This window comes from Streptomyces mayteni (genome assembly GCF_054783955.1).
In genome coordinates this window covers 1-21,942 of record NZ_BAAGPR010000063.1, presented here as the reverse complement: position 1 = coordinate 21,942, position 21,942 = coordinate 1, and the positions used below count along the sequence as shown (strand labels likewise).

Sequence of the window (21,942 nt, the reverse complement as noted above, 5' to 3'; positions counted from 1 at the left end):
GGCGGGCTCCCTAGAGTGAGCCGACGAAGCGGTCAAGCCGGGCGACGACCCGCCGCAGCGCCTCGACCGAACCCGCCGCGTCGTCCGGCAGTTCCAGGGCGTGGTCCGCGGCGGGCAGTTCCAGGACCTCGTGCCCCGACGACGCGGCGATCCCCGCGTCCCACCACCGGTCGGCGCTTCCGCCGACCAGCAACGTCGACGCCTCGGCCCTGCGCAGCGCACCCGCCACGAACGCGTCGGTGAGCAACGGCGTCAGCCAGGCCGCCGCGATCCGCCGATCGGCCGCGATCCCGGCGGCGAGCGTGCCGAGCGACTTGCCGACGAGGAGCCGGCACGCCCCTCCCTCGGCGTCGACGGCCTCGTTCACCTGCCGCTCGACCCAGGCGATCCGCTCGTCCCCGGGCCACCCGGCGAGGTCGTCCGGGACCTGCCACCACAACTCCCGCACGGTCCACCCGTGTTGGACGAGCACGGCGCGGGCGAAGTGCAGCAGGGGCCTCGCCGGCGAATACCCCATGCCGGGAACGAGGAGCGCGACGCGGTCACGGTCGCCGTCGAAACGGGTGGGATCAGGCATGGTCGCCAGGCTACGACGCGGGCCTCGCGGGGCGTGGCGCCGGACGGACGACCGCGACCCGGTGGGTCTCCTCCCGCAGCCACACGGTCTGTGTGTCCGCCGTGACGGTGATGCCGAAGTCGTACACGCTCGGCTCGCCATGCTCACCCCACCAGGCAAGCGCGGCACGGGCCTCGGCGATCAGGTCACGAGGGCCGAAGCGGTGTGCCGTCCGCCCGGTGACCCCGGCCCAGGACGTCTCGTCCTCGGTGGCGAAGAACCAACCGGCGGGCTGTCGATAGCAGGCCACCCCGGGAAGCAGGACGCGGAACGCGAAGGCGGCGTTGGCCGACTCCAAGCCGTCCAGGCCGGAGTCCTCCACCGTCTCCACCGCCCGCCCGCCGGTCGCTTCCCAGAGCGCTCCGGCGCTGGGGTGCGTGCTGCGGTGGCCGCGCAACGGCATGAACGACTCCGTACCGTGGAACCGGCCGCGGGCCGTTCCGTCGTCGCGGACTCTCAGCCAGATCAGCCCCATGGCGTTGGGCCCCGAGAACCAGGGGGCGACGATCTCGCCGCCGGGCCGCATCTGGTCCAGCCAGCCGACCGGTACCGTCCGCACCGAAGCCGTGCAGATCAGCCGGTCGTATGGTGCGGCGGCCGGGTAGCCGTGCTCACCGTCCGCGCGGACGACCTGTGGGTGATAGCCGGCCGCCGCAAGCCGTTTCGCGGCCTCGTCGGACAGCATGCCGTCCACCTCGACGGTGACGACGTGGCTCTCGCCCACGCGCTCGCACAGCAGCGCCGCGTTGTACCCCGTCCCCGTGCCGACCTCCAGCACCCGCTGACCAGGCTGTGGATCGAGCGAGGCCAGCATGTTCAGCACCGCGCCGGCCGCACTGATCGAACTGGTCGGCTCCCGACCGTTGCTGTCCGAAGTGGGATCACCGTCATCGACCTGGGTGATCAGCGGCTCGGTGGGGTGGTACACCAACTCGGCCCAGAGCGCCGGGTTCTGCCCGCGTTGGAGGGGAACCCACCCGTTCTCCGTCCAGCGCCAGACCGTCTCAGGCACGAACGCGTGGCGGGGAACGCGATCGAAGACCTCCCTCAACCACGGCTCCCGGAAGGCACCGCGCTCGGCCAGCGCTGCGGTGAGGCGCTGACGGAGCGCGCTGAGCTGGGCCTCAGTCATCGTCCTTCGGCTTCTTGTGCTTCCCGTCGCCGTCGTCAAGGACGCCCTTGGGTACTTGGCCGTCGCCTTGCTGCTCGGGCGAGGAGTAGGGACTTGGGGGCGTGTCGCTGCCACCCTTGCCGTCGCTGTGCTGCCCTGCCATGTTCCCTCCCGGTCTTACCGCTGCGCACGTTCCGCTATCGCAATGTAGCGCTCGGTGTGCGCGGCTCGCTAGTGCGCCCGAGGTGATCGGAGAGCTCGTACCGGGCCGGTCGGTACGGGTCGAGGCCCGCGCTGTACGCGCGGTGTTTCCCTAGGGCGCGGGGACCAGGCGGAGCACCGTGACGATCAGCACGGCCGCGCTGACTTCGTAGCGCACGAGCGCCACCCCGCCGACCGCGGCCTCGCGGCGGTCACGGTCGCCTCTGACCGCGGTGGATCCGCAGTCGTAGGGGCGGGCCGCGATGGCTCGCATGCCGTCCTCGAACGGCTTCCGGTGTTCCGGCGCGAGAGCAAGTCTGCTGGCCGCCGCCTCGTCCGTGTACGCGACGCGGTAGGCCCTCACCCGGCGCTCCGCCAAGCGTCGTCGGTCTCGTCGGCGAAGGTGACGGATGAGAAGTCGCCGTCCTTCAGCCGCGCGACCAACTCCTCCTCGGAGGCGTCGAGTTCGGTGGGGATGTGCATGGCCCAACGTGCCAGGACCATCAGCAGGTTCCGGGCGTCCGTCGTGGACACCTCCCGGTTGAAGGCCTCCCGTTCACCCTCCGGCAGCGCGGCCCGGATGCCGGCGATGGTGCTCGGCACCTCCACCGTCCCTCCAGGACCGGACATCCGGAACGGCTTCGGTTCGACGGGACGAGTGTGGTTCTCTTCGGACATGTCGGTCAGACTCCCAGGAGCGAGGGCGTCGGACAAGCGGCGCGTTGTCACCATGCCCCACCAACGGAGCGCGGAAGAGTCGAGGCACGGCCGTAGGCCCGTACCGGGCTGGTCGGTACGAGTCGAGAGTCAGTCCGCTGTGCCGGGCTCGGCAACCCATTGGGTCGCTTGTCCGGTCACGGCGGCGATCATGTCGAAGTCGCCGTCGTAGTGCAGGACCGTCGCGCCATGCCGCTCCGCCGTGGCGGCGACGATGAGGTCGCCCATCGAGACGGCACGCCAGTTGCCTTTGCCGACCAGGAGACTCTGGACCTCCGCCGCGCGGTCCCAGACCTCGTCCGGCGTTGGCAGCCAGTCGAAACCATGGCGCATCACGCCTTGAATGCGGACCGCGTCGTCCTTGCTCTTGGCGGAGTGCAGAACCTCGATCTCGACCGCGCCGCACACCGCGAGGAGGCCCCGATGGGAGAGGGCGTCGAGGATCGGACGAACGGCTGGCTTCCTGCGGCGCGCGAGGGCCGACTTGTCGATCAGAAAGCGATGGCTCACGCCGCCTCGCTCTGCTCCTCCGCAGGGCCCGTCAGGTCGGGCAGCCCGCCGGCGTCGAGCCAAGCGAAGAACTCCTGCCGCTTGCGACGCTTGACCACGTCTGCCAGGGCGGCGTTCACCGTCGCCACCTTCTTCTCCGTACCGAGGATCTTCGCCGCCTCGGCCAGAAGCTGGTCATCGATGTCGATCACGGTTCTTGCCATCCTGTATCCGCTCCCGCCTTCGATATCGCTTTTCATCGGAAAGGATATCAAGCGGGCTCTGTGGTGAGCTCCCTGTCGCGCCATGATTACCGAGGGCGGTGACGGTCGGGTGCGGTCGCGGGCTCGTACCGGGCCGGTCAGTACGAGTCGAGGCCCGCGCCGTACGGCGCGGGCCTCGTGGCGGTGTCGCCTCAGGGGCGGGCGACCAACCGCACCACGGTGACGGTCAGGATGCTGCCTGACACGTAGTACTCGACGATCGCGACGCCGCCAACGGCGGCGCGGCGCCGATCGCCGGGACCGGCCTGGGTCGAACCGCTCCCGTACGGGTCTTCCAGCAGGCGGGCCATTCCGGCGTCGAAGCGAGCCTTGAGGCCGCCGAGTTTCTTGTAGGAGTCATCCGCAGGAGGCGCGTAGCTGAGGCGATAGGTCATGCGGAGCCCTTCCTCTCGGCCTCCTCGCGGGCGAGACGTTCCACGATGGCGTCGGCCTGACGATCGGGGAACGCGTCCAGCAGCCAATTGCCGAGGACGGTCGGCAGATCGAGGATGTTGGTCTCGTCGACGGCCTTGTCGAACGCCGGGCGCCGCTCTTCGGGGAGGGCGGCGCGGATGCCGGGAATCGTGCTGGGCAACTCGACTTCGCGACCGCCGACGAACGTGCGGAACGGCTCTGTCATGGCGTTCTCCTCTCCTGGTGCCGCCACGGTAGCGGGGGATTGCATGCCTTCGTCCGTCCTTCCAGAGATCGACGTGACTTCTTGCGTTGGCATGACTACCGAAGGTGGGCGAGAGGAGACACGTCGCCGAACCCGTACCGGTCGAACCGGTACGGGTCCCGTGCGGTGTTCAGCGGACGGTGGCGGCGTAGGTGAGGAACGCGGACCAGGTGGTGGGGGAGGTGCTGAACCGGGGGCCGTCCGCGAGCTTGGAGTCGCGGACGTGCACGGCGTCGGCGCACGTCGCCACCTCGACGCACTCACCGCCTTCGTTGCCGCTGTAGCTGGACGTGCGCCACGCGACGGCGACCTCGACGCACTGACCGCCCTCGTTGGTGCTGTAGCTGGACCTGAACCAGGCGAGCTTGGGCGTCTCGTTGCTCATAGTTCTCCCAGTAGCTTCTCGATCAGCTCCGTGGACTCCCGGAAGTTGAGAGCCTGCGCTCGGATACTTCCATATCGGGCCGCCATCTGACGCACCTGTTCCGCGTCGGAGATCAGCCGATTGTGCCTGTTGGCTTCCGTGTAGGCGAGCTGGGGCTTGCCCTTGGGAGTGAGAAGGGCGAAAGGGCCGTCCAGACCGGGATGGTGTTGCTGGGCGATCGGCATGATCTGGAGCTCGGTGCCAGGGAGTTCGGCGGCGCGGAGCAGATTGAGGAGCTGACCGCGATGGACTTCGGGGCCGCCGATCTGTCGGCGGAGGGCCATCTCCTCGATGACGAAACTCGTCTTCGGCGGCGGCCAGTTGTGCAGGATCTTCTGGCGCTCGATCCGGTCAGCGACGAGTACGTCGATGTCCTCTTTGGCGTACGGCGGCTGCCGGACCCCGTACAACGCCCGTGCGTACGGCTCGGTCTGGAGTAGTCCGGGAATCACCATCGTGCTGTACTCGTGAATCTCGACCGCGCCGCCCTCAAGCTTCGCGAACCTGCGGAACCAGGACGGGTGGCGGGCCCTGGCCTTGCTGCGGGCCTTTTCCAGGTCGTCGCTGACGGCGACCAGCATGCCCTCCGCGCGGAACAGCTTGTCGGCGGCGAGGAGCATTTCGGGGGAGGCGACGCGGCGGCCGTTCTCGACCGAAGAGAGCATGTCCACACCGTAGTTGAGGGCTGCGGCCGCCTCCGGCTGGCTCAGGCCGGCCCGTTCTCGGGCGCGCTTGAACATCTTGCCGACCGCCCGGATGAAATCGCGCGCGCCGTCGTTGTCCTCGGGGAGTTCCGCCTCGGCTTCTGGTTCGTCGGCCATGCCCACCACATTTCCCTGCTTCGTCGCTGTGACCACGCACATGTGACAAGCCGTGGTCGTACCCGGACGGTGAGTACCGGATGTTGTGGGGGTCAGCCTAGGTGGGTATGACGACCCTAGGGGCATGACAGCTGAATTTTCCGCTCAACCGCGCGTTTTCGTGCAGCACTTTGCTCCCACGCGCCGGTCTGTGCGCCTCGCACATCGCCTCGCAATTCATCAACTTGGTATGTGGGGTCATTCGCCCGAGAGCCCGCTTTGTGCGTTGGCCGGGGCGATGGTCGATGAGCTGGCCGCCTTTGCCGTTTTCTCCGGCCCGGGGGTGGGCCGCGGATTCCAGCTTCGGCTTCGGCAGCCGGGTCTAGCGGGGGCACTACGCATCGAAGTACGCGACGCACGCGGCGATTTCCGTCAACCGCCGTGGACGCGTGGTCGCGGTCTGCAGCTCGTTGTGGCGCGGGCCAAGGTCTGGGGGTTCACGGATCAGCGCGGCGTCGGCCGGACGTTTTGGGCCGAGTTGGAAGAGATCGAATAGACATGAGTGCGCAGCAGCACAGTGGCGAGGAGCCCAGAGGGCAACAGCAGAACGAGGAGTCGAGCCAGTCGGGCTCGACGCAGGAACAGGACAGCCCGACGCTGCAACGACTGCGGCAGCGGGTGCGCGAGATCAACGCGCAGAGCGAGGCCAACGCGCTGGCGAAGGGCGGGTGGTGAGCGACGCCTCACGCTTCGCGATACGCGTGGTACGGTCGGTGACCGATCAGCGGAAAAACTGAACCCCGGCGACGCGCCAACGTCCCGGGGGATGGCACCAGGAGAAGACACCTCCCAATGCGGGTTCATCGTAGCGCCCACGCGCGCGGCTTCACCGTACTTCCCAACACCCTGCTCCAGGACCGGCGGTTGTCCTACACCGCCCGAGGGCTGTTGGTCGACCTGCTCTCCCGGCCCGATGGCTGGTCGGAGGACGGTCGGCGGATGGCCGACACCAGTCCGCAGGGCCGGCTCGCGGTCGCCAGAGCACTCCGTGAGCTAACCGCCTTCGGGTACTACCGAGTTGACCGGGTCCGTCAGGACGACGGCACCCTCGTCAGCGAGTCGCACGTCTTCGACACTCCGCAGCCAGAACCGGGTAGCACCCGTCCGAGCTCCGGTGCACTGAGCGCCGCTGCGCCGGGCGGTAAACCCATAAAGAACTCAGAGACAGAACCCACCCTCCCCGAGCCGTTGGTCGAGGCCGAGGTCGAGGTGGGAGCGGAGCACGTCGAAGCGGTCGACACGCTGTTCCGGGTGGTGCGCGCCGAACCGCGGCTGCGGCTCGGGACGGCCGAGGCGAAGGCCCTCGCGCCGCTGGTGGGCGCGTGGTTGGCACGCGGGTTCGGCGAGCGGGAGCTCACGGTCGTGTTGCTCAGCGGGTTGCCCCAACACGTGCACTCCGCGCCGGCGTTACTGCGCGACCGACTGGTGCGAAAGCTGCCGCCCGCGCCGCCTCCCGAACGTCCGACACGGCGTTGGGTGGAGTGCGACGAGTGCGGCCGGCCGACGCCGCAGGCGGGCATCTGCCGCGCCTGTGCGGGCCTTGGTGACCGGAGTGCGGAGTACGAGCGACGAGCCGATGCCGCAATACGCGGTCTGGCGAAGGTGCGTGCCGCGCTGCGCGGAACTGAAACCGGCATCAGACGGCTGGCCGTCGGTGCGCAACGAAGTTGAGCTGGGAGCCTCGATCGCTCGAATGGGCGAACTTGATCCGAATGCTTGTCTTTGGGTGCGATTGAGTGCTTACCGTCCGTCTGTGAGTGAACAACACACCCAACGGTCCGGCTCGGCTGACGCGATCGACGTCAACGACTTCGTGTACGCGGCGACGGGCATCCGAGTGCGCCGCCTGACGATGCCGGACGGCGAGCACTGGTTCCCGGCTGTGGACGTGGCCAAGGAGTTGGGCTACGCGAATACGCGCCAGGCGATCACGCTGCATGTCGCGCCAGGGCACACTGCCCGCCTCGGCGATATTGCACGAAGCGTCTATCTGGCAGACGCAGCGTGCAATATCGCAGGTCACGGGCTCAGGAAGTCGATGCGGATGGTGAATCTCAACGGCCTCGTGGCGCTCGTCAACGGATGCACCAAACCAGAGGCGCAAGCCTTCAAGGCGTGGGTCACGGAGGTGGTCGTCACGGTCCAGCGCGAGGGGTCCTACTCCCTGCGGAAGGCCGAGGTCCAGCCGACCGCGCCCGGGGCACCCGCCGTCTACGCGATGCCGCAGCAGGTCGCCGACGTCATCGTGCGGCTGGAGGAGCAGAACCTGCGCATCGATCAGCGGTTGGTGGCTTCCGAGGAGGAGGCCAACCGGGCGCGAAGGGAGGGGGTCGCCGCGATCCAGTCCATTGCGCGGAGTGTGTCCCGCCTGGCGGACTCATGGGGGCAGCTGCCACGACAGTCGGTCGGCTCCCAAGTCTCCAGCAGTGCAAGCGAGTTGCTTGCCTCCTGGCGAGCTCGGCTCACCATCACGGACGACGTGTGGGCGGTCGCCGTTGTGTTGGCGCCCGCGCTGGCCGAGCACGGTGAGGCCCGGTACAGCGTCGAGGACATCGCCGCCAGCACCGGCCTCACGACGGCGCGCGTGCACGACTGTCTCCGTTTCCTGATGAAGAGGCAGTGCATTCGTCAGATCGGCTCGGTTCGCAATACGCCCGTGTACGGGGTGCACCACGCATAGGGGCGTCAGCCCAGGGGCGAGCAACGCGTGGCGCGACTGCGCGACGTCACGCGCGCAGGTAGGGGGCGAACTGCTCGGCCACCGTCGACGCCACCTCCGTCGCGTCGAGCGTGCCGTCGACCTCGATGACGCGGATGCCGAGTCGGCGGGCGTGCCGCGCCGCGTCCTCGGCGATCAGGCGGTCGCGGGCGACGCGGTTGGCCTGGGCGCGGGCCGGGTCGCTGACCGGGACGTTCAGGGCGCCGGCGCGCGGGTGGGTCTGGAGTTGGTGTCGCCGGAACTCCTCGGTGGGCACGAGGACGACCATGCGGCGCGGCGAGTCGATCAGCGGCGCGACGAGTTCGGGGCGCAGTCCCCATCCCTCGGCGATCGCCGGGCGGCCGGTGAACAGCGCGCGCAGGTCGTCCAACGTCCACTCGAAACGGACCGGGAAGCCGGCCAGTGCCTCGGCGGCCATCTCCTCAGGACTCCGGTCCACCCAGACCTGGTCGGGGGTCGGATCCGCGACCGGCTCCCCGCGAGCGACCCGGAGCGCGATCCGCCGGTCCTGGTGGCCGCGGGCGTCGTGGTAGTCGTAGTGGTACACCGTCAACCCGTGTTCGCGGGCGACGAGTTCGGACACCGTGGTCTTGCCGGCCCACTGCGCGCCGCCGATCCACAGCATGCGGCTCAGGCTGCCATGCGGGTCCCACATCTCGGGCATCGACATCCCCCCTCGGCGACGAGTCTCCCGGCTTCACCGCGGAAATCACAGTCTTGTTCTCGCGAGGCGGCTGGCAGAGAGTAGGAACGAGGGGGCGCGCCGGAGGCGCGGACGACCGCGCGGGCGGTGGAGGGGCGTGGTGGCCGAGCGGTAGCCGGCTGCCTGGCGCCCGGAGGTTCGTGCGGCGGGTATGGACAGGCGTCACGACCGGTGCTGTCATGCGCACGTCTACATCGATGTAACGGAACCGGACCAGCTCACGTCACCGGCACCTCGTTTCCCCCCGATCCGAAAGGCCAACGTGCGCACGAAACCGATCCCCTTACGGCCCGGCACCGCGGGTCTCGTCCTGGCCGCGCTGCTCGCCAGCCTGCTGCCGCTCTTCGCCGCCGTCCCGGCGGCGGGCGCGGCGGGCGCGGCGGGCGCGGCGCAGTGGGAGCCAGGCACGCCCCCGCTCACCACCCCCTGGACCGACCAGGTCTCCCCCGACAACGCCCTGCCCGAGTACCCGAGGCCGCAGCTGACCAGGCCCGACTGGCGCAACCTCAACGGCCTCTGGGAGTGGGAACCGGCGGCCGCCGGCGAAGCCCCGCCCACCGGCCGCACGTTGGAGCGCGAGATCCTCGTGCCCTACCCCGTGGAGTCGGCGCTCTCCGGCGTCCAGGAGGCGCACGACCGCATGTGGTACCGGCGGGACTTCACCGTTCCCCGGGACTGGTCGAACCGTCGCGTCCTGCTCAACTTCGACGCCGTCGACTGGCGCGCCGAAGTATGGGTCAACGGCCGCGAGATCGGCGTCCACGAGGGCGGCTACGACCGGTTCTCCCTCGACATCACCGACGCCCTGCGCGGCGGCCGGAACGAACTCGTCGTCGGCGTGTACGACCCGACCGACACCGGTGGCCAGGCCCTCGGCAAGCAGCGCGACGACCCCTCGGGGATCTTCTACACCTCCGCCTCCGGCATCTGGCAGACGGTCTGGCTCGAACCCGTGGCCAGGGCGCACGTCACCCGCCTGGACATCACCCCCGACCTCCCCGGTGAGCGCGCCCTGGTGCGGGTGAACGCGGCGGGCGCGGCCGGCGCCACCGTCCGGGTCACCGCCAGGGACGGGAACCGGGTGGTGGGCACCGCGACGGGCGCGCCGGGCGCCGAGATCGCCGTACCGGTGCCCGACGCGCGGCTCTGGTCGCCTGACGACCCGTTCCTCTACGACCTCGACGTGCGGCTCACCGCGCCGAACGGGGCAAGGGACGCCGTGCGCGGCTACTTCGGGATGCGCTCGATCGGCAAGGCCATGGTCGACGGGGTGCTGCGACCGGTGCTCAACGGCGAGCCGGTCTTCCAGATGGGCACCCTCGACCAGGGCTACTGGCCCGACGGCATCTACACCGCGCCGACGGACGAGGCGCTGCGGTTCGACCTCCAGGCGCACGTCGACCTCGGCTTCAACACCGTCCGCAAGCACGTCAAGGTCGAGCCCGACCGCTGGTACTACTGGGCTGACCGGCTCGGCCTGATGGTGCTCCAGGACATGCCTGCCATGTCCCGGGATCCCTCGGCCGCCGACCGCGTCCAGTACGAGCACGAACTGCGCGAGATGGTCGACCAACACCGCGGTTTCCCCTCGGTGGTGGAGTGGATCCCGTTCAACGAGGGCTGGGGCCAGTACGACGCGGGGCGCATCGCCGACGAGGTGAAGAGCTGGGACCCGTCCCGCCTGGTGACCGCCGCCTCCGGCTGGCACGACCCGGGCAACGGCGACGTGGTCGACTCGCATATCTACGTCGGCCCCGGCCATCCCACCGGGCCGAGCGACACCCGCATCTCCGCGCTCGGCGAGTACGGCGGGCTCGGCCTGCGGGTGGCCGAGCACGAGTGGAGCCCGGGCGACGGCTTCGGCTACGAGATGGTCGCCGACGCGCAGGAGTTGACCGACCGCTACCTCGGCCTGCTGGCGGGCGTGCAGCAACTCCAGCGCAACAACGGCCTGTCCCGCGCCATCTACACCGAGATCACCGATGTGGAGAACGAGGTCAACGGGCTGTGGACGTACGACCGCCGGGTGCGGAAGGTCGACGGCACGCGGGTCGCCGCCGCCCACGCCGACCTGCTCGCCGGCCGGCCGATCGGCGGCCGGGCCGAGCCGCCCGCCGGGACCTGGCAGTCGCTGCGCGTCACCACGCCCGGATACACCGACCGCTACCTGCGGCACCAGGACGGCCTGGCGTTCACCGCCCAGGTCGACGCCGACAGCCCCGAACCGCTCAGGCAGGACGCCACCTGGCGCCTCGTGCCGGGCCTCGCGGACCCGAGCTGCTACTCGATCGAGTCCCGCAACTACCCGGGCGAGTACCTGCGGCACCGCGCGTCGCGCGTGGAACGCGGCGGCGGTGACGGGTCCCTGCTGTTCCGCGAGGACGCCACCTGGTGCGCCGTGCCGGGACTGAGCGGCACCGGCGTGTCGTTCCGCTCGTACAACTACCCGCACCGGTACCTGCGGCACTACGACTCGGAGCTCTGGCTCGCCGCCAACGGCGGGCCGCAGCCGTTCGACGACCGGCAGCTCTTCCGCGAGGACGCGAGCTGGACCATCGCACCGCCCTGGGCCGGCTGACCGACCAACTCGCCGCGACGGCCGGCCTCCCGCCGGCCGTCGCGCACTAGGGAGTCGTGGCCGCGGCGTGCAGCCGGAGCACGTAGCCGATCTCGCTGACGTTCTTGGCGAGTTCGAAGTTCACCCAGGCCGCGATGTCGACCAGGCGCATGCCCTCGCCCCACGGCAGGGTGCCGGTGCGCTCGGTGGAGTCGAGGTCGGCGTCGGTGAGGGTCTCGAGCCTCGCGCGCCAGTCGTCCTTGAGGTCGCGCAGCCACGCGGCGGCGGAGGCGGCGTCGCCTGGCCAGCGGATGTCCTCGCGCTCGGGGGCGCCGTCGCCGAAACAGTGGCCGAGGGTGGTGGTCCACCAGTAGCCGATGTGCCAGGTCAGCCACCCGATCGAGGTGGCGGGCGCCGGCTCGGGCTCGGGCACCTGCCAGTCGGCGACCCAGTGCCCGGCGTCGTCCTGGCGGACGGTCCAGGAGCCGGGAGCGGGCTCGAAGCGGCAGGCCGCGTCGTCGAGCTGTGGCAGGTGGTAGTCGAGGAGGGCCCAGACCATGTCGAGTTGGCTGGTCAGCAGGGCCACGCGGGGTGTCGTCACGAGCCGCGAGCCTGGCAGCGTGCCCCGGCGCCCCGCAAACGAATTCGGCCCATCACCCTGGACGGCCGGACGGGCGGTGCACCCAGGGTGGTCCGCGTTAGGCTGCTTGGCACGGGCGAAGCGCCCGGGCCGGGGCGAGGCCGCTCTCGTGCCGTGCTGATCAGGGCGCAGGGAAGGGAAGCTCGCATGACGACCGCATCGGGATTTTCAGCTGATGTGCCCCCGATCCCGCAGCCGGCCAGCACCCCCGAGGACCTGAGGGCGGCCCTTGCTGTGCTCGCACCCGAGGCCCTCGGCACGTTCGACGCCGAGCGGGCCGTCGCGCTGCGGCAGGCACGGGAGCAGGTCAGCGCCGCTCCCATGCGGCGTTTCGTCGGGCAGTGGGCCGTCCATGTCGCGATCGAGCGCCACCCCGAGCGCGCGGCCCGGCTGCGGTCCCTGGAGGCCCGCGCCGCGCAGCTCGACGACCTCGACGAGGCCCGCGCCGTGGCGGCTGAGATCGGCGCCATCATCGATATCGCCAGAATCGAGGCGGGCATCGAACACGAGCGGGGCCCTCGGTGAGTGACAAGGCTCGGTGGCGATGGGAGTACGACCCCGACGCGGAGCACGTCCTCTCCGGTCTTCCCCACCACGTGATCACGGAAGTCGAACGCCTCGCGGACGAGTTGGTGGCCCTGGCCGAGGTGGGTGTCGATGTCACCGATATCGGAGCCGGTCCTTCTCATGGCGGCCCCGGTGGGCTTCGCCGTATTCCTCTTCTCGCCGACGGCTGGTTCTACGCGCTACCGGTGCCCCGGATGAAGTTGATCGCCGTCGTTCGGGTCATCCCGCCCTTCGCGGACATCTGACACCGGGATCCGGCTCACCAGTCGCGCGGGGCGATCAGCTCCTCGGCGTCCGCGTCGGCGAAGCCGTACGCCGTGGCGACGAACCAGATGTCGCCGCCTATCTCCTCGCGCGCCACCGTCTCGATCTCGCTGCCCGCCGCCTCCAACTCGGCGCTTAGCGCGTTGAACTCCTCGGTGGCGGCGTGGGTCAGCGCGTAGAGCGCGGGGAGGCCGGCCGGCCGCTCGGACTCGACGCGCTCGCAGAGGCGGAGCAGGATCGCCCGGCCCTTGTCGAGCAGGTGGTCGGGGAAGTAGTCGTCCGCGTAGAGGACTTCGAGGAAGGAGCGGGCGGCGGCCCGCTCGTTGGTGAGAGCCATGAGTTCATGGTGACGCCTGCCACTGACAGTCACCTGGACGTCAGGACCACTGCGCCTAACGGCGGCCCGGCAGGCCGGCGAGCAGCCGGTCGAGGGCCTGTTCTGTGTGGGCCAGGGCGTGCCGGTCCTGGGTCTCGGCCAGCCAGAGGGCGGCCTCGTTGAGCGCCCCGGACAGCAGCCTGGCCAGCGGTTCCACGGGCTGTTCCGCGATGATCCCGGCGTCCACCAGGTCGTCGAGCGCGTCGACCAGGTGCCGGGCGGAGGACGCGTCGTCCATCGCCCGCCACTCCTGCCAGCCGAGCACGGTCGGGGCGTCCACCAGGAGGATCCTCCGCACCGCCGGGTCGGCGGCGGCCGCGAGGAAGGCGCGGCAGCCGGCGCGCAGCCGCTCCCAGGGGTCGTCGAGGCGGTCGGCCGTGGCCGCGACGCGCTCGCCCAACTCCTGCTGCACCTCGGCGACGACGGCCCGGAAGAGCCCCGCCTTGCTGTCGAAGTGGTGGTAGGCGGCGCCCTTGGTGACGCCGACCGCGTGGGCCACCTCGGCGAAGACGACGCCGTGGTAGCCGTCCTCGGCGAACCGCCGCCGGCCCTCGGCCAACAGCGCGCGCCGGGTCGCGGCCCGTTGTTCGGCGCGGGTCACCGTCATCCGCGGTCCGTCCTCTCGCTCGTTCACATACCGAAGGTATGTTAGCGTCCCGTTTCACATACCAAAGGTATGTGAAAGGAGACTGAGGTATGCCGACGACGCTGCACGGCTTCTATCCGGTGATCGCCACTCGCGACGTGGCGGCCGCGCACCGCTTCTACGCCGACCACTTCGGGTTCGTGGCGACCTTCGAGGCCGACTGGTACGTGAGCCTCCACCGCCCGGACGCGCCCCGGTACGAGCTGGCGCTGCTCGACCACGCCCACCCGACGATCCCCGAGGGGCACCGCGCCGCGCTCCGCGGCGGCCTGCTGCTGAACTTCGAGGTCGACGACGTCGACGCCGAACACCGCAGGCTCGTCGGCGAGGCCGGCCTGACCGAGCTGCTGCCGCTCCGCACCGAGGCGTTCGGCCAGCGCCACTTCATCGTCGCGGCGCCGGACGGCGTGCTGATCGACGTCATCACCACCGTGGCGCCGACCGGCGAGTACGCCGAGCAGTACACCCCGGGCCACGCGCCGCGTGACGAGCGGCGGTAAGTTTTCCGCGTCTGCCGGACATCTTGGTGGGTGACGACACCGAAGGACCGCAGCGCACCCACCCCGACCGGCCGACGCCGGCGGGTCCGCGATCCGTACTGGGACAACATCCGGTACGTCTCCGGAACCCTCGTCCTGTTCGGCCACCTCACCGACACCATCGGGGAACGGGCCGGGGTGCACTGGTTCTTCCTGGCGACCTGGGCACTGCGGGTCCCGGTGTTCGTCATCGTCGCCGGGTACTTCAGCACCGCCGACGCGCTGAACGCCCGCGAGGCACGGCGGTTGGCCGAGGCGGTGCTCGTGCCGTACCTGGCCGTCGGGCTGCTGCACTCGGCCGAGCTGTGGCTGATGTACGGCGACCGGCGGCTGTTCACCACCCAGCCGGCCTGGGGCATGTGGTTCCTGCTGTCGTTGCTTTTCTGGCGGGCCGCCCTGCCGTACCTCGCGCAGCTGCGGCACCCGCTCACCGTCTCCGTCGTCGCGGCACTGGTGGTCGGCTACCTCCCGGAGTTCGGCGAGTACCTCTCCCTCTCGCGCACGGTCTGCTTCCTGCCGTTCTTCCTGCTCGGCTGGAAGCTGCGGCAGGGACTGTTCGCCGACGCGCTCCGGGCCAGGTGGAGCCGCGACGCGGCGCTCGCCGTGCTGACCGTCACGTTCACCGCGGCCTGGTGGCTGCGCGGCGAGGTGCACTTCCGCTGGCTGCGGATGAGGTCCGGCTACGACGAGACGTATCCGCTGGCCGCCTCGCTGGACTGGACGATACGCGGCGGCGTGCTGCTGTTCGGGACGGTGATCGCGCTCAGCTTCGTCCGGCTCATACCGCGCCGCCGACTTCCGCTGGTCACCTACCTGGGGGCGGGAGGCATGTACATCTACCTGCTGCACCCGCTGGTGCTCCGCCCACCGCTGCGCTGGATCGGCGTGGACTGGGCCGACAGCTGGGCGGAGCAGGCCGTCATCCTGGTCGTCGCCGTGGCGCTCTCCGCCGTGCTTGGCTCGCCGCCCGTGCGGCGGCTGGCCAGGCCCGTCGTACAACCGCGACTCGACTGGCTGTTCGGCCCACGTCCCCTCGACAAACTCGACAAGAACGGCGGCCCTGGTCAGGTTTCACGCCCTGCCGGACATTAGTGAGCATGGGATCGGAAGAGCGGGCCGATGAGGCCGACAGGTTCGACCAGCTCTACCGGGCGACCTACCGCCGGGTGTTGGCCTATGTGCTGCGCCAGGCCGGTGACGCGACCGCGCAGGACGTGGTGTCCGAGGTGTACGCGGTGGCGTGGCGGAAACGCCGGCACCTGCCCGACGACGAGCACGAGGCGGCGCTGTGGCTGCTTGGCGTGGCCCGCAGGGTGCTCGCCAACCAGGCCCGCGGCCAACGGCGCTGGATACGGCTGCTGCTCCGCGTCGCCGAGCAGCCCCCGCCCCCGGTCGTCGAGGACCGGCACGGCATCGGGCGGGCGCTGACCACCCTGTCGGCCGCCGACCAGGAGGTGCTGCGGCTGGCGTACTGGGACGACCTACCCCACCGCGACATCGCCGTGGTCCTCGGCATCTCGCCCGCGGCTGTCGCCACCCGACTGTCGCGCGCCCGGCAGCGGTTGCGGGTCGCCCTGAACACTCAGCGAAACGAGGCGGGATCACATGTCGATGTCTGACGAGGAGTTCGAATCCATGGTGCGCGACGCGGATCCGGTCGCCGGTCGGGAACTCCCTGACGCCCCGCCCTTCCGCCGGCCGACCCGGTCGCGGCGCGGCCTCCTGGTTCCCGTGGTGGCCGCGCTGGCCACCGTCGGGGTGACGGCCTCCGGGACGATCTGGCTCGTCGCCCCCGTGGCGGCCCCGCCGGCCACCGACGGGGCGACGGCCACCGGGACGCCCTGGCGCGTCGGTGACGGCGAGGGGCACGCCCTCATCACGACCGCCATCGACTGCATGGCCGCCCACGGCATGGGCGACTTCATCACCGGCTACAACCCGGTGACGGACGACCCGATCGAGAACTGTGCCGAGGCGTGGGAAGAGGGGCAGCTGGACGAACCGCTCCCGGCCGAACTCACCGCCTGCGTGGGCTGGCGAGGGGAAGGCGGAATGATCTACGTGTTTCCGGGTGGTGGCCCGGACGTCTGTGCCGAACGGCAGTCCGACCCGTGGCGTGGGCCCACCCCGGAACAGCTGGACTTCGGGCGGTTCCGGCTGGACCTGGAGCGCGAGCTGCCGGTGGGCGAGTGCCTGCCACGTGCCGAGGCGGAGTCCCTGGTCGTCGACCTGCTGGCCCGTAACCACCTCGACGGCTGGACGGTTGACCCCACCGACCCCGACGCGCCAGGTCAGGAGTGCCTGGAGGTCGACTACTTCGAGGAAGTCGACCGGCGGGTGTGGCTCCAGGAGCTGCCGGCGGACGGCTGACCCGTGGCCCTGGTGACGTCCCGCACGGTCGGGTCTCGGGTCACCGGTAGAAGCCCTCGCGGAGGTTGATGCCGTGCTCGACCCAGGCCTTGAGCGCGGCGAGCATCCCCGTCCAGCCCTCGCAGTTCCCGAAGGCGGCCTTGGCCCCCTCGGCGGTGGGCTGCCACGAGGTCTCGGTGATCGTCACCAGGGTGCGCTGCCCCGAGTCGATCGACTCGAACTCGAAGACGGTGCGGGTGGTGCCCTTCTCGCCGGTGGTGGCCTGGCCCTCCCACTCGATGACCAGCCGCCGGGGAGGGTCCGCCTCGGTCACGGTGACGGGAAAGGCGCCGGGGAAGTCGGCGAAGTCCCACGTCACGTCCGCGCCGGGGGTCAGGCGGCCCTTGGCGCCGCCGGTGGTGAAGTAGCGCGACAGCTGCTCGGGGTCGGCGACGGCCTCGTAGACCTGCGCGGCGGGCCGCGCGATCCGGCCGGAGACGGTGAAGGACAGTTCGGTGAGTGCGGCGCTTGGTGTCATGTTGTAATTTTACAACATGACTGCTTCCGCTGACGAGCACGCTGACGGTGACGCTGACGGTGATGGTGACAGTGATCGCGTGTTCAAGGCCCTCGCCTCGCCGGTGCGGCGCCGCATGCTCGACGCCCTCAAGATGGCCACCCGCACCACCGGGGAACTGTGCGCGCTCTTCCCCGGGCTGGACCGCACCACCGTGCTCCAGCACCTGCGCGTGCTGGAGCAGGCGGAACTGGTCACGGGCCGACGCCTGGGACGGGAGCGGCACCTGTCGTTGGCGCCGCTGCCCATCAAGCGCATCCACGACCGCTGGATCAGCGGCTACATGACCGCCGCCGTCGATCTGCTCGACGAACTCGACCGAGAGGAGGAGTAGGAGGAGCAGGAGGAGCAGGCGGCGTCAGCCGCCGAGGGTGCGCAGCCGGTCGGCGGCCTCCGCGAGGACGTCGTCCCGCTTGCAGAAGGCGAAGCGGACCTGGCTGCGGCCGGCCTCCGGGTCGTCGTAGAACACGGAGTTCGGCACGGCGACGACTCCGCAGCGCTCCGGGAGCGCGCGGCAGAAGGCGTAGGCGTCCCGTTCGCCGAAGGGCGCGATGTCGGTGGTGACGAAGTAGGTGCCGGCCGGCCGGTAGACCTGGAAGCCGGCGGCCTCCAGGCCGTCGGCCAACAGGTCGCGCCGGCGTCGCAGATCGGCGGCGAGGGTGTCGAAGTACGCGTCCGGCAGCCGCAGCGCCTCGGCGACCGCGTACTGGAAGGGCCCGGAGCTCACATAGGTCAGGAACTGCTTGGCCGTGCGGACGGCGGCGATCAGCGAGGCTTCGCCCATGGCCCAGCCGACCTTCCAGCCGGTGAACGAGAACGTCTTGCCGGCGGAGGAGATCGCGACCGTGCGCTCCCGCATGCCGGGCAGCGTCGCCAGCGGGACGTGGTCGCCGTCGAAGACGACGTGCTCGTAGACCTCGTCGGTGACCACCAGCAGGTCGTGCTCGACGGCGAGCGCGGCGATGGCGGTCCGCTCCTCGGCGGTGAGCACCATGCCGGTCGGGTTGTGCGGGGAGTTGAGCAGCAGCAGGCGGGTGCGGGGGGTGACCAGGTCGCGGAGCCGGTCGAGATCCGGCCGGAACGACGGGGCGCGGAGCGTGAGCGGCACCCGCCGGGCGCCGGCCATCGCGACGCAGGCGGCGTAGGAGTCGTAGAACGGCTCGAAGGCGATCACCTCGTCGCCCGGTTCGAGGAACGCCAGCATGCTGGCGGCGATGGCCTCGGTCGCGCCCGCGGTGACGAGGACGTCCGTGTCGGGGTCGAGGTCCGCGCCCGGGCCGTAGAAGCGGCGCTGGTGGTCGGCGATGGCGGCGCGCAGCTCCGGGACGCCGGGGCCCGGCGGGTACTGGTTGCCGCGGCCGTCCCGGAGCGCGCGCACGGCGGCCTCCCGGACGGACTCGGGGCCGTCGGTGTCCGGAAAACCCTGGCCCAGGTTGATCGCGCCGGTGGCGGTCGCGAGCGCCGACATCTCGGCGAAGATCGTCGTCCCCAGTCCGTCCAGCCTGCGGTTCAGCAGCGGCCTGCCACTCATGCTCTCCACCCGTTCGTGCTCGGGGCCCTACGCGGTTGGTCACCATCCTGCCCCGAGGCGCGGGTGGGTGTGCCAAGGCCGCCGGGGGACGGGTACGGTGCTGCGGTCAAGCAGTGCAGTCTGGGGGAACGGGGCGAGCATGCGGTCGACGGACGACACCAGGGGCGACCCGCCCACCGAGACCATCGAGCTGAGTGGTCTTTCGCTCTGGTCCCGGGGGATCATCGCCCTCTCGCTGGCGGGCCTCGCCACCTTCGCCGCCTGGCACCTGGCCATGGTCTTCTTCTTCGTCGCCCCGTCGAACACGGTGAGCGAGGAGAACCGCGAGCGGTTCCGCGACTACATGCTTCCGGAGTTCGAGCAGAACTGGAAGCTGTTCGCGCCCAACCCGCTGCAACGCGACGTCGCCGTGCACGCGCGCGTCGAGATAGACGGCCAGGTCACCGACTGGGTCGATCTCACCGGGATGGACATCGACGCCATCGACCACAACCTCGCCCCCAGCCACGCGGACCAGAACCTACTGCGCCGCGCCTGGGACTTCTACGGCGGCGCGCACAACGAGGACGGCGAGCCGATCGGCCTGCGCGGCGAGCTCTCCGAGTCGTACATCCGGCGGATCGCGCTGCTCCGGCTGGACGAGAGCGGCGTGGACGTGGCGGAGGTCTCCCGCCTCCAGCTGCGGGAGTCGCTGACCCGGGTGCCGGCGCCGAGCTGGCGCCCCGAGGAATTCGACACCGCCACCACCTTCGAGGAGCTGGCGTGGTGGGACGTGACGCGGGACGACCTGCCGGGCGGGGGCGAGTGACGTGACAGATCCGATGACTCCGGCTGGTCAGGCCGGTCCGGCCGATGCGGCGGTTCCGGTGGTTCCGGCGGTTCCGGCGCAGCGGGGGGCGGCGGCGTCCGGGCCGAGGGAGCCGAAGGAGCGGCCCCGGCAGAGCCTCGGCAACCGCTTCGACGCCTGGCTGGCCCGCGGCATCCGCAACATCACCACCCGCGCCCTCGGCCCGTACCAGACGGCGATCGTGCGGATCGGCTTCGCCGCCACGATGCTGCTCTTCCTGCTGCGCGAGTGGCCGAACCGGCACGAGCTCTACGGGCCCGACAGCCCCTGGGGCTTCGACCTGGCCACCCGCTTCGTCGCGGACAACAACGCGTTCACCGTGCTGCTGTGGTCCGACTCGACGCTCTGGTTCGAGTTCGTCTACCACCTGGCGCTGCTGGCCTGCGTCGGCCTGCTGCTCGGCTGGCGAACCCGGACGATGTCGCTGCTGTTCATGATCGGCGTCCTCTCGATCCAGAACCGCAGCATCTTCATGGGCGACGGCGGCGACAACGTCATCCACCTGATGGCCATGTACCTGGTGCTGGTGCGGTGCGGCCAGGTGTGGTCGCTGGACGCGCGCCGGCGCGCGAGCGGGCGCGAGCACCCGGCGGACCCGGTGGGCATCGTGCTGTGGGTGGTGCTGGGCCTCACGCTGGTCGGCGTGGTGCTCGGCGGCCAGCTGGAGAGCCCGGTCTGGTCCATGTTCTTCGCCGGCATGTGGATGGTGCACGGCTTCTGGTGGCTGGTGCGGCGCCACGCCCCAGGCGAGCCGCGGATCGTCTCCGACGTCATCGGCAACCTGGTGCACAACGCGGCCCTGATGGTGATCATGGTCGAGGTCTGCGTCATCTACGGCACGGCCGGCTGGTACAAGATCCAGGGCTCGCGCTGGCAGGACGGCACGGCCGCCTACTACCCGATGCACCTCGACTACTTCAGCCCCTGGCCCGAGATCACCGACCGGCTCTCCGGCAGCGGGATGCTGGTCCTCGCGATGACCTACGGCACGGTGTTCGTGCAGGTCGCCTTCGTGTTCGCGCTGCTGAACCGGCGGGCCAAGAACGTGCTGCTGGTGATCATGATGATCGAGCACGCCGGCATCGCGGTGCTGATGGGGCTGCCGTTCTTCTCGCTGGCGATGATCGCCATGGACAGCGTCTTCCTGCCGACGGCCTTCCTGCTGTGGACCGAGGGGCGGGCGAGGGGGCTGACCCGACGGTTCTTCAGGCGACGGGACGGGGGCGCGGACGGGGAGGCTGATCCTGTCGTGGTCGACGCGGTGGTGGCGGACGTGACCGACGTGGCGGCGGACCGGGAGCAGCGGCAGCAGCCGGAGTGGGCCAGGAAACCATGAGCGACGAGACCGCGGGGCGGTGGCGCCGGCTCGCCGACGAGACGGTGCTGCTCGACGGCTTCCACGCGCTGAAGCACGCCCTGCGGTTCGGGGCCGACGTGCGGTCCGCGGCCGCCGCGGACCGCGCCGCGGCGCTCGCGCTGGCCGAGGAACTGGCGCCCGACCTGGTCGAGACGCTCGACGCCCTGCTGGTCGAGGTCGGCGCGGCGGGCCTCGCGGCGCTGGTGCCGCGGCCGCACCCCACGGGCGTCGCGGCGCTCGCCACCCCAGCCCCACGGGCGCCCGTGCCGGGCGCGCCGGTGGTGGTGCTCGACCAGCCGCGGCACCACGGCAACGTCGGCGCCGTCATCCGGCTGGCCGCCGGAATGGGCGCCGGCGGCGTGCTCACCGTCGGCACCGTCGACCCCTGGCACCCGAACGTGCTGCGCGCGGCCGCCGGCCTGCACTACGCGACGGCGGTCGCCCGCCGCGACGCGGTCGCGTCGCTGCCGGCCGACCGGCCGCTGTACGGGCTCGACCCGGCGGGCGTGGACATCCGCCGGCTGCGGATCCCCGACGACGCGATGCTCGCCTTCGGCTCGGAGCGGGTCGGCCTGTCGGCCGAGGTTCGGGAGCGGGCCGAGGTCCTGGTCTCGTTGCCGATGCGGGCTGGGGTGTCCAGCTACAACCTCGCGACGAGTGTGGGGATGGTGCTCTTCCACGGGCTGCCTCCGGCGGTTTGACAGGGGTTTTCCCCCCACCCACCCGCCCTTTTCCGGCGCTTCGCGCGGTGCGGCCCTGCGGGCCGGCGCGTCCCGCGCGGGCGCCGCCGTGGGCGGTGGTTTTGCCCACCCACCCGCCCTTTTCCGGCGCTTCGCGCGGGGTCCCCTGGGGCTTGGGCGGCTGGTCCGCCGCGGGGGGTTGGTTTTTCCCCCCCCCCCCCCCCCCCCCT

General features: G+C 70.8%; 32 protein-coding genes. 15 read left to right on the top strand and 17 right to left on the bottom strand.

Annotation, left to right across the window (positions count from 1 at the left end):
* Positions 1–10: 10 nt before the first annotated feature.
* The 11 genes from ACYVPE_RS24930 to ACYVPE_RS24880 form a co-directional block, all read right to left on the bottom strand.
* Positions 11–577 carry an alpha/beta hydrolase gene (locus ACYVPE_RS24930; protein WP_461035938.1) on the bottom strand — a complete coding sequence of 189 codons (567 nt, stop codon included), beginning with the start codon at positions 575–577 and terminating at the stop codon, positions 11–13.
* A 10-nt stretch (positions 578–587) separates the two neighbouring features.
* Positions 588–1,748 (bottom strand): methyltransferase domain-containing protein, encoded by a 1,161-nt coding sequence (locus ACYVPE_RS24925; protein WP_461035937.1) that lies wholly within the window; start codon positions 1,746–1,748, stop codon positions 588–590.
* On the bottom strand, positions 1,741–1,890 hold the full coding sequence (locus tag ACYVPE_RS24920; protein WP_461035936.1) for a hypothetical protein: 150 nt from the start codon (positions 1,888–1,890) through the stop codon (positions 1,741–1,743). Before ACYVPE_RS24920 ends, ACYVPE_RS24925 begins: the two co-directional genes overlap by 8 nt.
* Positions 1,891–2,040: 150 nt before the next feature.
* Positions 2,041–2,292: a hypothetical protein gene (locus ACYVPE_RS24915; protein WP_461035935.1), complete on the bottom strand. Its 252-nt coding sequence runs from the start codon at positions 2,290–2,292 to the stop codon at positions 2,041–2,043.
* A complete protein-coding gene (locus ACYVPE_RS24910) occupies positions 2,289–2,606 on the bottom strand; it encodes a hypothetical protein (protein WP_461035934.1) in 318 nt (105 codons plus the stop codon). Before ACYVPE_RS24910 ends, ACYVPE_RS24915 begins: the two co-directional genes overlap by 4 nt.
* A 129-nt stretch (positions 2,607–2,735) precedes the next feature.
* A complete protein-coding gene (locus tag ACYVPE_RS24905) occupies positions 2,736–3,155 on the bottom strand; it encodes a PIN domain-containing protein (RefSeq protein WP_461035933.1) in 420 nt (139 codons plus the stop codon).
* Positions 3,152–3,346 carry a type II toxin-antitoxin system VapB family antitoxin gene (locus tag ACYVPE_RS24900; RefSeq protein ID WP_461035932.1) on the bottom strand — a complete coding sequence of 65 codons (195 nt, stop codon included), beginning with the start codon at positions 3,344–3,346 and terminating at the stop codon, positions 3,152–3,154. The genes ACYVPE_RS24905 and ACYVPE_RS24900 overlap by 4 nt, the downstream gene beginning before the upstream one ends.
* Positions 3,347–3,549: 203 nt before the next feature.
* Positions 3,550–3,792, bottom strand: coding sequence for a type II toxin-antitoxin system RelE family toxin (locus ACYVPE_RS24895; RefSeq protein ID WP_461035931.1), 243 nt, complete (start codon positions 3,790–3,792; stop codon positions 3,550–3,552).
* Positions 3,789–4,037: a hypothetical protein gene (locus ACYVPE_RS24890; RefSeq protein WP_461035930.1), complete on the bottom strand. Its 249-nt coding sequence runs from the start codon at positions 4,035–4,037 to the stop codon at positions 3,789–3,791. Before ACYVPE_RS24890 ends, ACYVPE_RS24895 begins: the two co-directional genes overlap by 4 nt.
* Positions 4,038–4,206: 169 nt before the next feature.
* Positions 4,207–4,461, bottom strand: coding sequence for a DUF397 domain-containing protein (locus tag ACYVPE_RS24885; protein ID WP_461035929.1), 255 nt, complete (start codon positions 4,459–4,461; stop codon positions 4,207–4,209).
* A complete protein-coding gene (locus ACYVPE_RS24880; protein ID WP_461035928.1) occupies positions 4,458–5,321 on the bottom strand; it encodes a helix-turn-helix domain-containing protein in 864 nt (287 codons plus the stop codon). Before ACYVPE_RS24880 ends, ACYVPE_RS24885 begins: the two co-directional genes overlap by 4 nt.
* A 124-nt stretch (positions 5,322–5,445) precedes the next feature.
* On the opposite strand from ACYVPE_RS24880, the gene ACYVPE_RS24875 reads away from it, so the two are divergent.
* The 4 genes from ACYVPE_RS24875 to ACYVPE_RS24860 all read left to right on the top strand — a co-directional run bounded on the left by ACYVPE_RS24875 (position 5,446) and on the right by ACYVPE_RS24860 (position 8,040).
* Positions 5,446–5,856, top strand: a complete 411-nt coding sequence (locus tag ACYVPE_RS24875; RefSeq protein ID WP_461035927.1) for an ATP-binding protein — start codon at positions 5,446–5,448, stop codon at positions 5,854–5,856.
* Positions 5,857–5,858: 2 nt separating this feature from the next.
* Entirely contained in the window at positions 5,859–6,035 is a 177-nt protein-coding gene (locus ACYVPE_RS24870) for a hypothetical protein (RefSeq protein ID WP_461035926.1), read from the top strand.
* Between the two features lie 189 nt (positions 6,036–6,224).
* Entirely contained in the window at positions 6,225–7,031 is an 807-nt protein-coding gene (locus ACYVPE_RS24865) for a hypothetical protein (RefSeq protein WP_461035925.1), read from the top strand.
* Positions 7,032–7,113: 82 nt separating this feature from the next.
* Positions 7,114–8,040: a BRO-N domain-containing protein gene (locus tag ACYVPE_RS24860; RefSeq protein ID WP_461035924.1), complete on the top strand. Its 927-nt coding sequence runs from the start codon at positions 7,114–7,116 to the stop codon at positions 8,038–8,040.
* Between the two features lie 46 nt (positions 8,041–8,086).
* On the opposite strand, the gene ACYVPE_RS24855 is transcribed toward ACYVPE_RS24860, so the two are convergent.
* Positions 8,087–8,743, bottom strand: coding sequence for a hypothetical protein (locus tag ACYVPE_RS24855; protein WP_461035923.1), 657 nt, complete (start codon positions 8,741–8,743; stop codon positions 8,087–8,089).
* 301 nt (positions 8,744–9,044) lie between these two features.
* Between ACYVPE_RS24855 and ACYVPE_RS24850 the strand changes: the two genes are divergently transcribed.
* Positions 9,045–11,360 carry an AbfB domain-containing protein gene (locus ACYVPE_RS24850; protein ID WP_461035922.1) on the top strand — a complete coding sequence of 772 codons (2,316 nt, stop codon included), beginning with the start codon at positions 9,045–9,047 and terminating at the stop codon, positions 11,358–11,360.
* A 46-nt stretch (positions 11,361–11,406) separates the two neighbouring features.
* On the opposite strand, the gene ACYVPE_RS24845 is transcribed toward ACYVPE_RS24850, so the two are convergent.
* Positions 11,407–11,940, bottom strand: coding sequence for a DinB family protein (locus ACYVPE_RS24845; RefSeq protein WP_461035921.1), 534 nt, complete (start codon positions 11,938–11,940; stop codon positions 11,407–11,409).
* A gap of 186 nt (positions 11,941–12,126) precedes the next feature.
* On the opposite strand from ACYVPE_RS24845, the gene ACYVPE_RS24840 reads away from it, so the two are divergent.
* Both ACYVPE_RS24840 and ACYVPE_RS24835 read left to right on the top strand, forming a co-directional pair.
* Positions 12,127–12,504 (top strand): DUF6247 family protein, encoded by a 378-nt coding sequence (locus tag ACYVPE_RS24840; RefSeq protein WP_461035920.1) that lies wholly within the window; start codon positions 12,127–12,129, stop codon positions 12,502–12,504.
* Positions 12,501–12,791: a hypothetical protein gene (locus ACYVPE_RS24835; RefSeq protein ID WP_461035919.1), complete on the top strand. Its 291-nt coding sequence runs from the start codon at positions 12,501–12,503 to the stop codon at positions 12,789–12,791. The genes ACYVPE_RS24840 and ACYVPE_RS24835 overlap by 4 nt, the downstream gene beginning before the upstream one ends.
* A gap of 14 nt (positions 12,792–12,805) precedes the next feature.
* Here ACYVPE_RS24835 and ACYVPE_RS24830 read toward each other — a convergent pair whose 3' ends face one another.
* Positions 12,806–13,147: a DUF5713 family protein gene (locus ACYVPE_RS24830; RefSeq protein ID WP_461035918.1), complete on the bottom strand. Its 342-nt coding sequence runs from the start codon at positions 13,145–13,147 to the stop codon at positions 12,806–12,808.
* Between the two features lie 55 nt (positions 13,148–13,202).
* Positions 13,203–13,793, bottom strand: coding sequence for a TetR/AcrR family transcriptional regulator (locus ACYVPE_RS24825; RefSeq protein ID WP_461035965.1), 591 nt, complete (start codon positions 13,791–13,793; stop codon positions 13,203–13,205).
* Between the two features lie 89 nt (positions 13,794–13,882).
* Here ACYVPE_RS24825 and ACYVPE_RS24820 point away from each other — a divergent pair, with 89 nt between their 5' ends.
* From ACYVPE_RS24820 to ACYVPE_RS24805, 4 genes are read left to right on the top strand one after another with little or no spacing between them, the layout of a single operon-like run.
* Positions 13,883–14,332 (top strand): VOC family protein, encoded by a 450-nt coding sequence (locus ACYVPE_RS24820; protein WP_461035917.1) that lies wholly within the window; start codon positions 13,883–13,885, stop codon positions 14,330–14,332.
* Between the two features lie 30 nt (positions 14,333–14,362).
* The gene (locus ACYVPE_RS24815; RefSeq protein WP_461035916.1) at positions 14,363–15,463 is read left to right on the top strand and encodes an acyltransferase family protein; all 1,101 of its coding nucleotides are present in this window, start codon (positions 14,363–14,365) and stop codon (positions 15,461–15,463) included.
* 5 nt (positions 15,464–15,468) lie between these two features.
* The gene (locus ACYVPE_RS24810) at positions 15,469–15,990 is read left to right on the top strand and encodes an RNA polymerase sigma factor (RefSeq protein ID WP_461035915.1); all 522 of its coding nucleotides are present in this window, start codon (positions 15,469–15,471) and stop codon (positions 15,988–15,990) included.
* The gene (locus tag ACYVPE_RS24805; RefSeq protein ID WP_461035914.1) at positions 15,977–16,741 is read left to right on the top strand and encodes a hypothetical protein; all 765 of its coding nucleotides are present in this window, start codon (positions 15,977–15,979) and stop codon (positions 16,739–16,741) included. Before ACYVPE_RS24810 ends, ACYVPE_RS24805 begins: the two co-directional genes overlap by 14 nt.
* Positions 16,742–16,781: 40 nt before the next feature.
* Here ACYVPE_RS24805 and ACYVPE_RS24800 read toward each other — a convergent pair whose 3' ends face one another.
* Positions 16,782–17,258, bottom strand: coding sequence for an SRPBCC domain-containing protein (locus ACYVPE_RS24800; protein WP_461035913.1), 477 nt, complete (start codon positions 17,256–17,258; stop codon positions 16,782–16,784).
* 79 nt (positions 17,259–17,337) lie between these two features.
* Between ACYVPE_RS24800 and ACYVPE_RS24795 the strand changes: the two genes are divergently transcribed.
* Positions 17,338–17,631 (top strand): ArsR/SmtB family transcription factor, encoded by a 294-nt coding sequence (locus ACYVPE_RS24795; RefSeq protein WP_461035912.1) that lies wholly within the window; start codon positions 17,338–17,340, stop codon positions 17,629–17,631.
* Positions 17,632–17,655: 24 nt separating this feature from the next.
* Here ACYVPE_RS24795 and ACYVPE_RS24790 read toward each other — a convergent pair whose 3' ends face one another.
* Positions 17,656–18,828: a pyridoxal phosphate-dependent aminotransferase gene (locus ACYVPE_RS24790; RefSeq protein WP_461035911.1), complete on the bottom strand. Its 1,173-nt coding sequence runs from the start codon at positions 18,826–18,828 to the stop codon at positions 17,656–17,658.
* A gap of 139 nt (positions 18,829–18,967) precedes the next feature.
* On the opposite strand from ACYVPE_RS24790, the gene ACYVPE_RS24785 reads away from it, so the two are divergent.
* Genes ACYVPE_RS24785 through ACYVPE_RS24775 form a run of 3 tightly spaced genes read left to right on the top strand, consistent with a single transcriptional unit; the run spans position 18,968 to position 21,733 of the window.
* Positions 18,968–19,636: a DUF5819 family protein gene (locus ACYVPE_RS24785; protein WP_461035910.1), complete on the top strand. Its 669-nt coding sequence runs from the start codon at positions 18,968–18,970 to the stop codon at positions 19,634–19,636.
* Between the two features lie 58 nt (positions 19,637–19,694).
* Entirely contained in the window at positions 19,695–21,011 is a 1,317-nt protein-coding gene (locus tag ACYVPE_RS24780) for an HTTM domain-containing protein (protein WP_461035909.1), read from the top strand.
* Complete coding sequence (locus ACYVPE_RS24775; protein ID WP_461035908.1) at positions 21,008–21,733, top strand: TrmH family RNA methyltransferase; 726 nt, start codon at positions 21,008–21,010, stop codon at positions 21,731–21,733. Before ACYVPE_RS24780 ends, ACYVPE_RS24775 begins: the two co-directional genes overlap by 4 nt.
* Positions 21,734–21,942: the final 209 nt, after the last annotated feature.

What these genes read in the sequence shown, in the direction of transcription:
- ACYVPE_RS24930 (WP_461035938.1), bottom strand. Translation starts at nt 577, where the DNA reads ATGCCTGATCCCACCCGTTTCGACGGCGACCGTGACCGCGTCGCGCTC.
- ACYVPE_RS24925 (WP_461035937.1), bottom strand. Translation starts at nt 1,748, where the DNA reads ATGACTGAGGCCCAGCTCAGCGCGCTCCGTCAGCGCCTCACCGCAGCG.
- ACYVPE_RS24920 (WP_461035936.1), bottom strand. Translation starts at nt 1,890, where the DNA reads ATGGCAGGGCAGCACAGCGACGGCAAGGGTGGCAGCGACACGCCCCCA.
- ACYVPE_RS24910 (WP_461035934.1), bottom strand. Translation starts at nt 2,606, where the DNA reads ATGTCCGAAGAGAACCACACTCGTCCCGTCGAACCGAAGCCGTTCCGG.
- ACYVPE_RS24895 (WP_461035931.1), bottom strand. Translation starts at nt 3,792, where the DNA reads ATGACCTATCGCCTCAGCTACGCGCCTCCTGCGGATGACTCCTACAAG.
- ACYVPE_RS24890 (WP_461035930.1), bottom strand. Translation starts at nt 4,037, where the DNA reads ATGACAGAGCCGTTCCGCACGTTCGTCGGCGGTCGCGAAGTCGAGTTG.
- ACYVPE_RS24885 (WP_461035929.1), bottom strand. Translation starts at nt 4,461, where the DNA reads ATGAGCAACGAGACGCCCAAGCTCGCCTGGTTCAGGTCCAGCTACAGC.
- ACYVPE_RS24880 (WP_461035928.1), bottom strand. Translation starts at nt 5,321, where the DNA reads ATGGCCGACGAACCAGAAGCCGAGGCGGAACTCCCCGAGGACAACGAC.
- ACYVPE_RS24875 (WP_461035927.1), top strand. Translation starts at nt 5,446, where the DNA reads ATGACAGCTGAATTTTCCGCTCAACCGCGCGTTTTCGTGCAGCACTTT.
- ACYVPE_RS24870 (WP_461035926.1), top strand. Translation starts at nt 5,859, where the DNA reads ATGAGTGCGCAGCAGCACAGTGGCGAGGAGCCCAGAGGGCAACAGCAG.
- ACYVPE_RS24855 (WP_461035923.1), bottom strand. Translation starts at nt 8,743, where the DNA reads ATGCCCGAGATGTGGGACCCGCATGGCAGCCTGAGCCGCATGCTGTGG.
- ACYVPE_RS24840 (WP_461035920.1), top strand. Translation starts at nt 12,127, where the DNA reads ATGACGACCGCATCGGGATTTTCAGCTGATGTGCCCCCGATCCCGCAG.
- ACYVPE_RS24830 (WP_461035918.1), bottom strand. Translation starts at nt 13,147, where the DNA reads ATGGCTCTCACCAACGAGCGGGCCGCCGCCCGCTCCTTCCTCGAAGTC.
- ACYVPE_RS24825 (WP_461035965.1), bottom strand. Translation starts at nt 13,793, where the DNA reads ATGACGGTGACCCGCGCCGAACAACGGGCCGCGACCCGGCGCGCGCTG.
- ACYVPE_RS24820 (WP_461035917.1), top strand. Translation starts at nt 13,883, where the DNA reads ATGCCGACGACGCTGCACGGCTTCTATCCGGTGATCGCCACTCGCGAC.
- ACYVPE_RS24810 (WP_461035915.1), top strand. Translation starts at nt 15,469, where the DNA reads ATGGGATCGGAAGAGCGGGCCGATGAGGCCGACAGGTTCGACCAGCTC.
- ACYVPE_RS24805 (WP_461035914.1), top strand. Translation starts at nt 15,977, where the DNA reads ATGTCGATGTCTGACGAGGAGTTCGAATCCATGGTGCGCGACGCGGAT.
- ACYVPE_RS24800 (WP_461035913.1), bottom strand. Translation starts at nt 17,258, where the DNA reads ATGACACCAAGCGCCGCACTCACCGAACTGTCCTTCACCGTCTCCGGC.
- ACYVPE_RS24790 (WP_461035911.1), bottom strand. Translation starts at nt 18,828, where the DNA reads ATGAGTGGCAGGCCGCTGCTGAACCGCAGGCTGGACGGACTGGGGACG.
- ACYVPE_RS24785 (WP_461035910.1), top strand. Translation starts at nt 18,968, where the DNA reads ATGCGGTCGACGGACGACACCAGGGGCGACCCGCCCACCGAGACCATC.
- ACYVPE_RS24775 (WP_461035908.1), top strand. Translation starts at nt 21,008, where the DNA reads ATGAGCGACGAGACCGCGGGGCGGTGGCGCCGGCTCGCCGACGAGACG.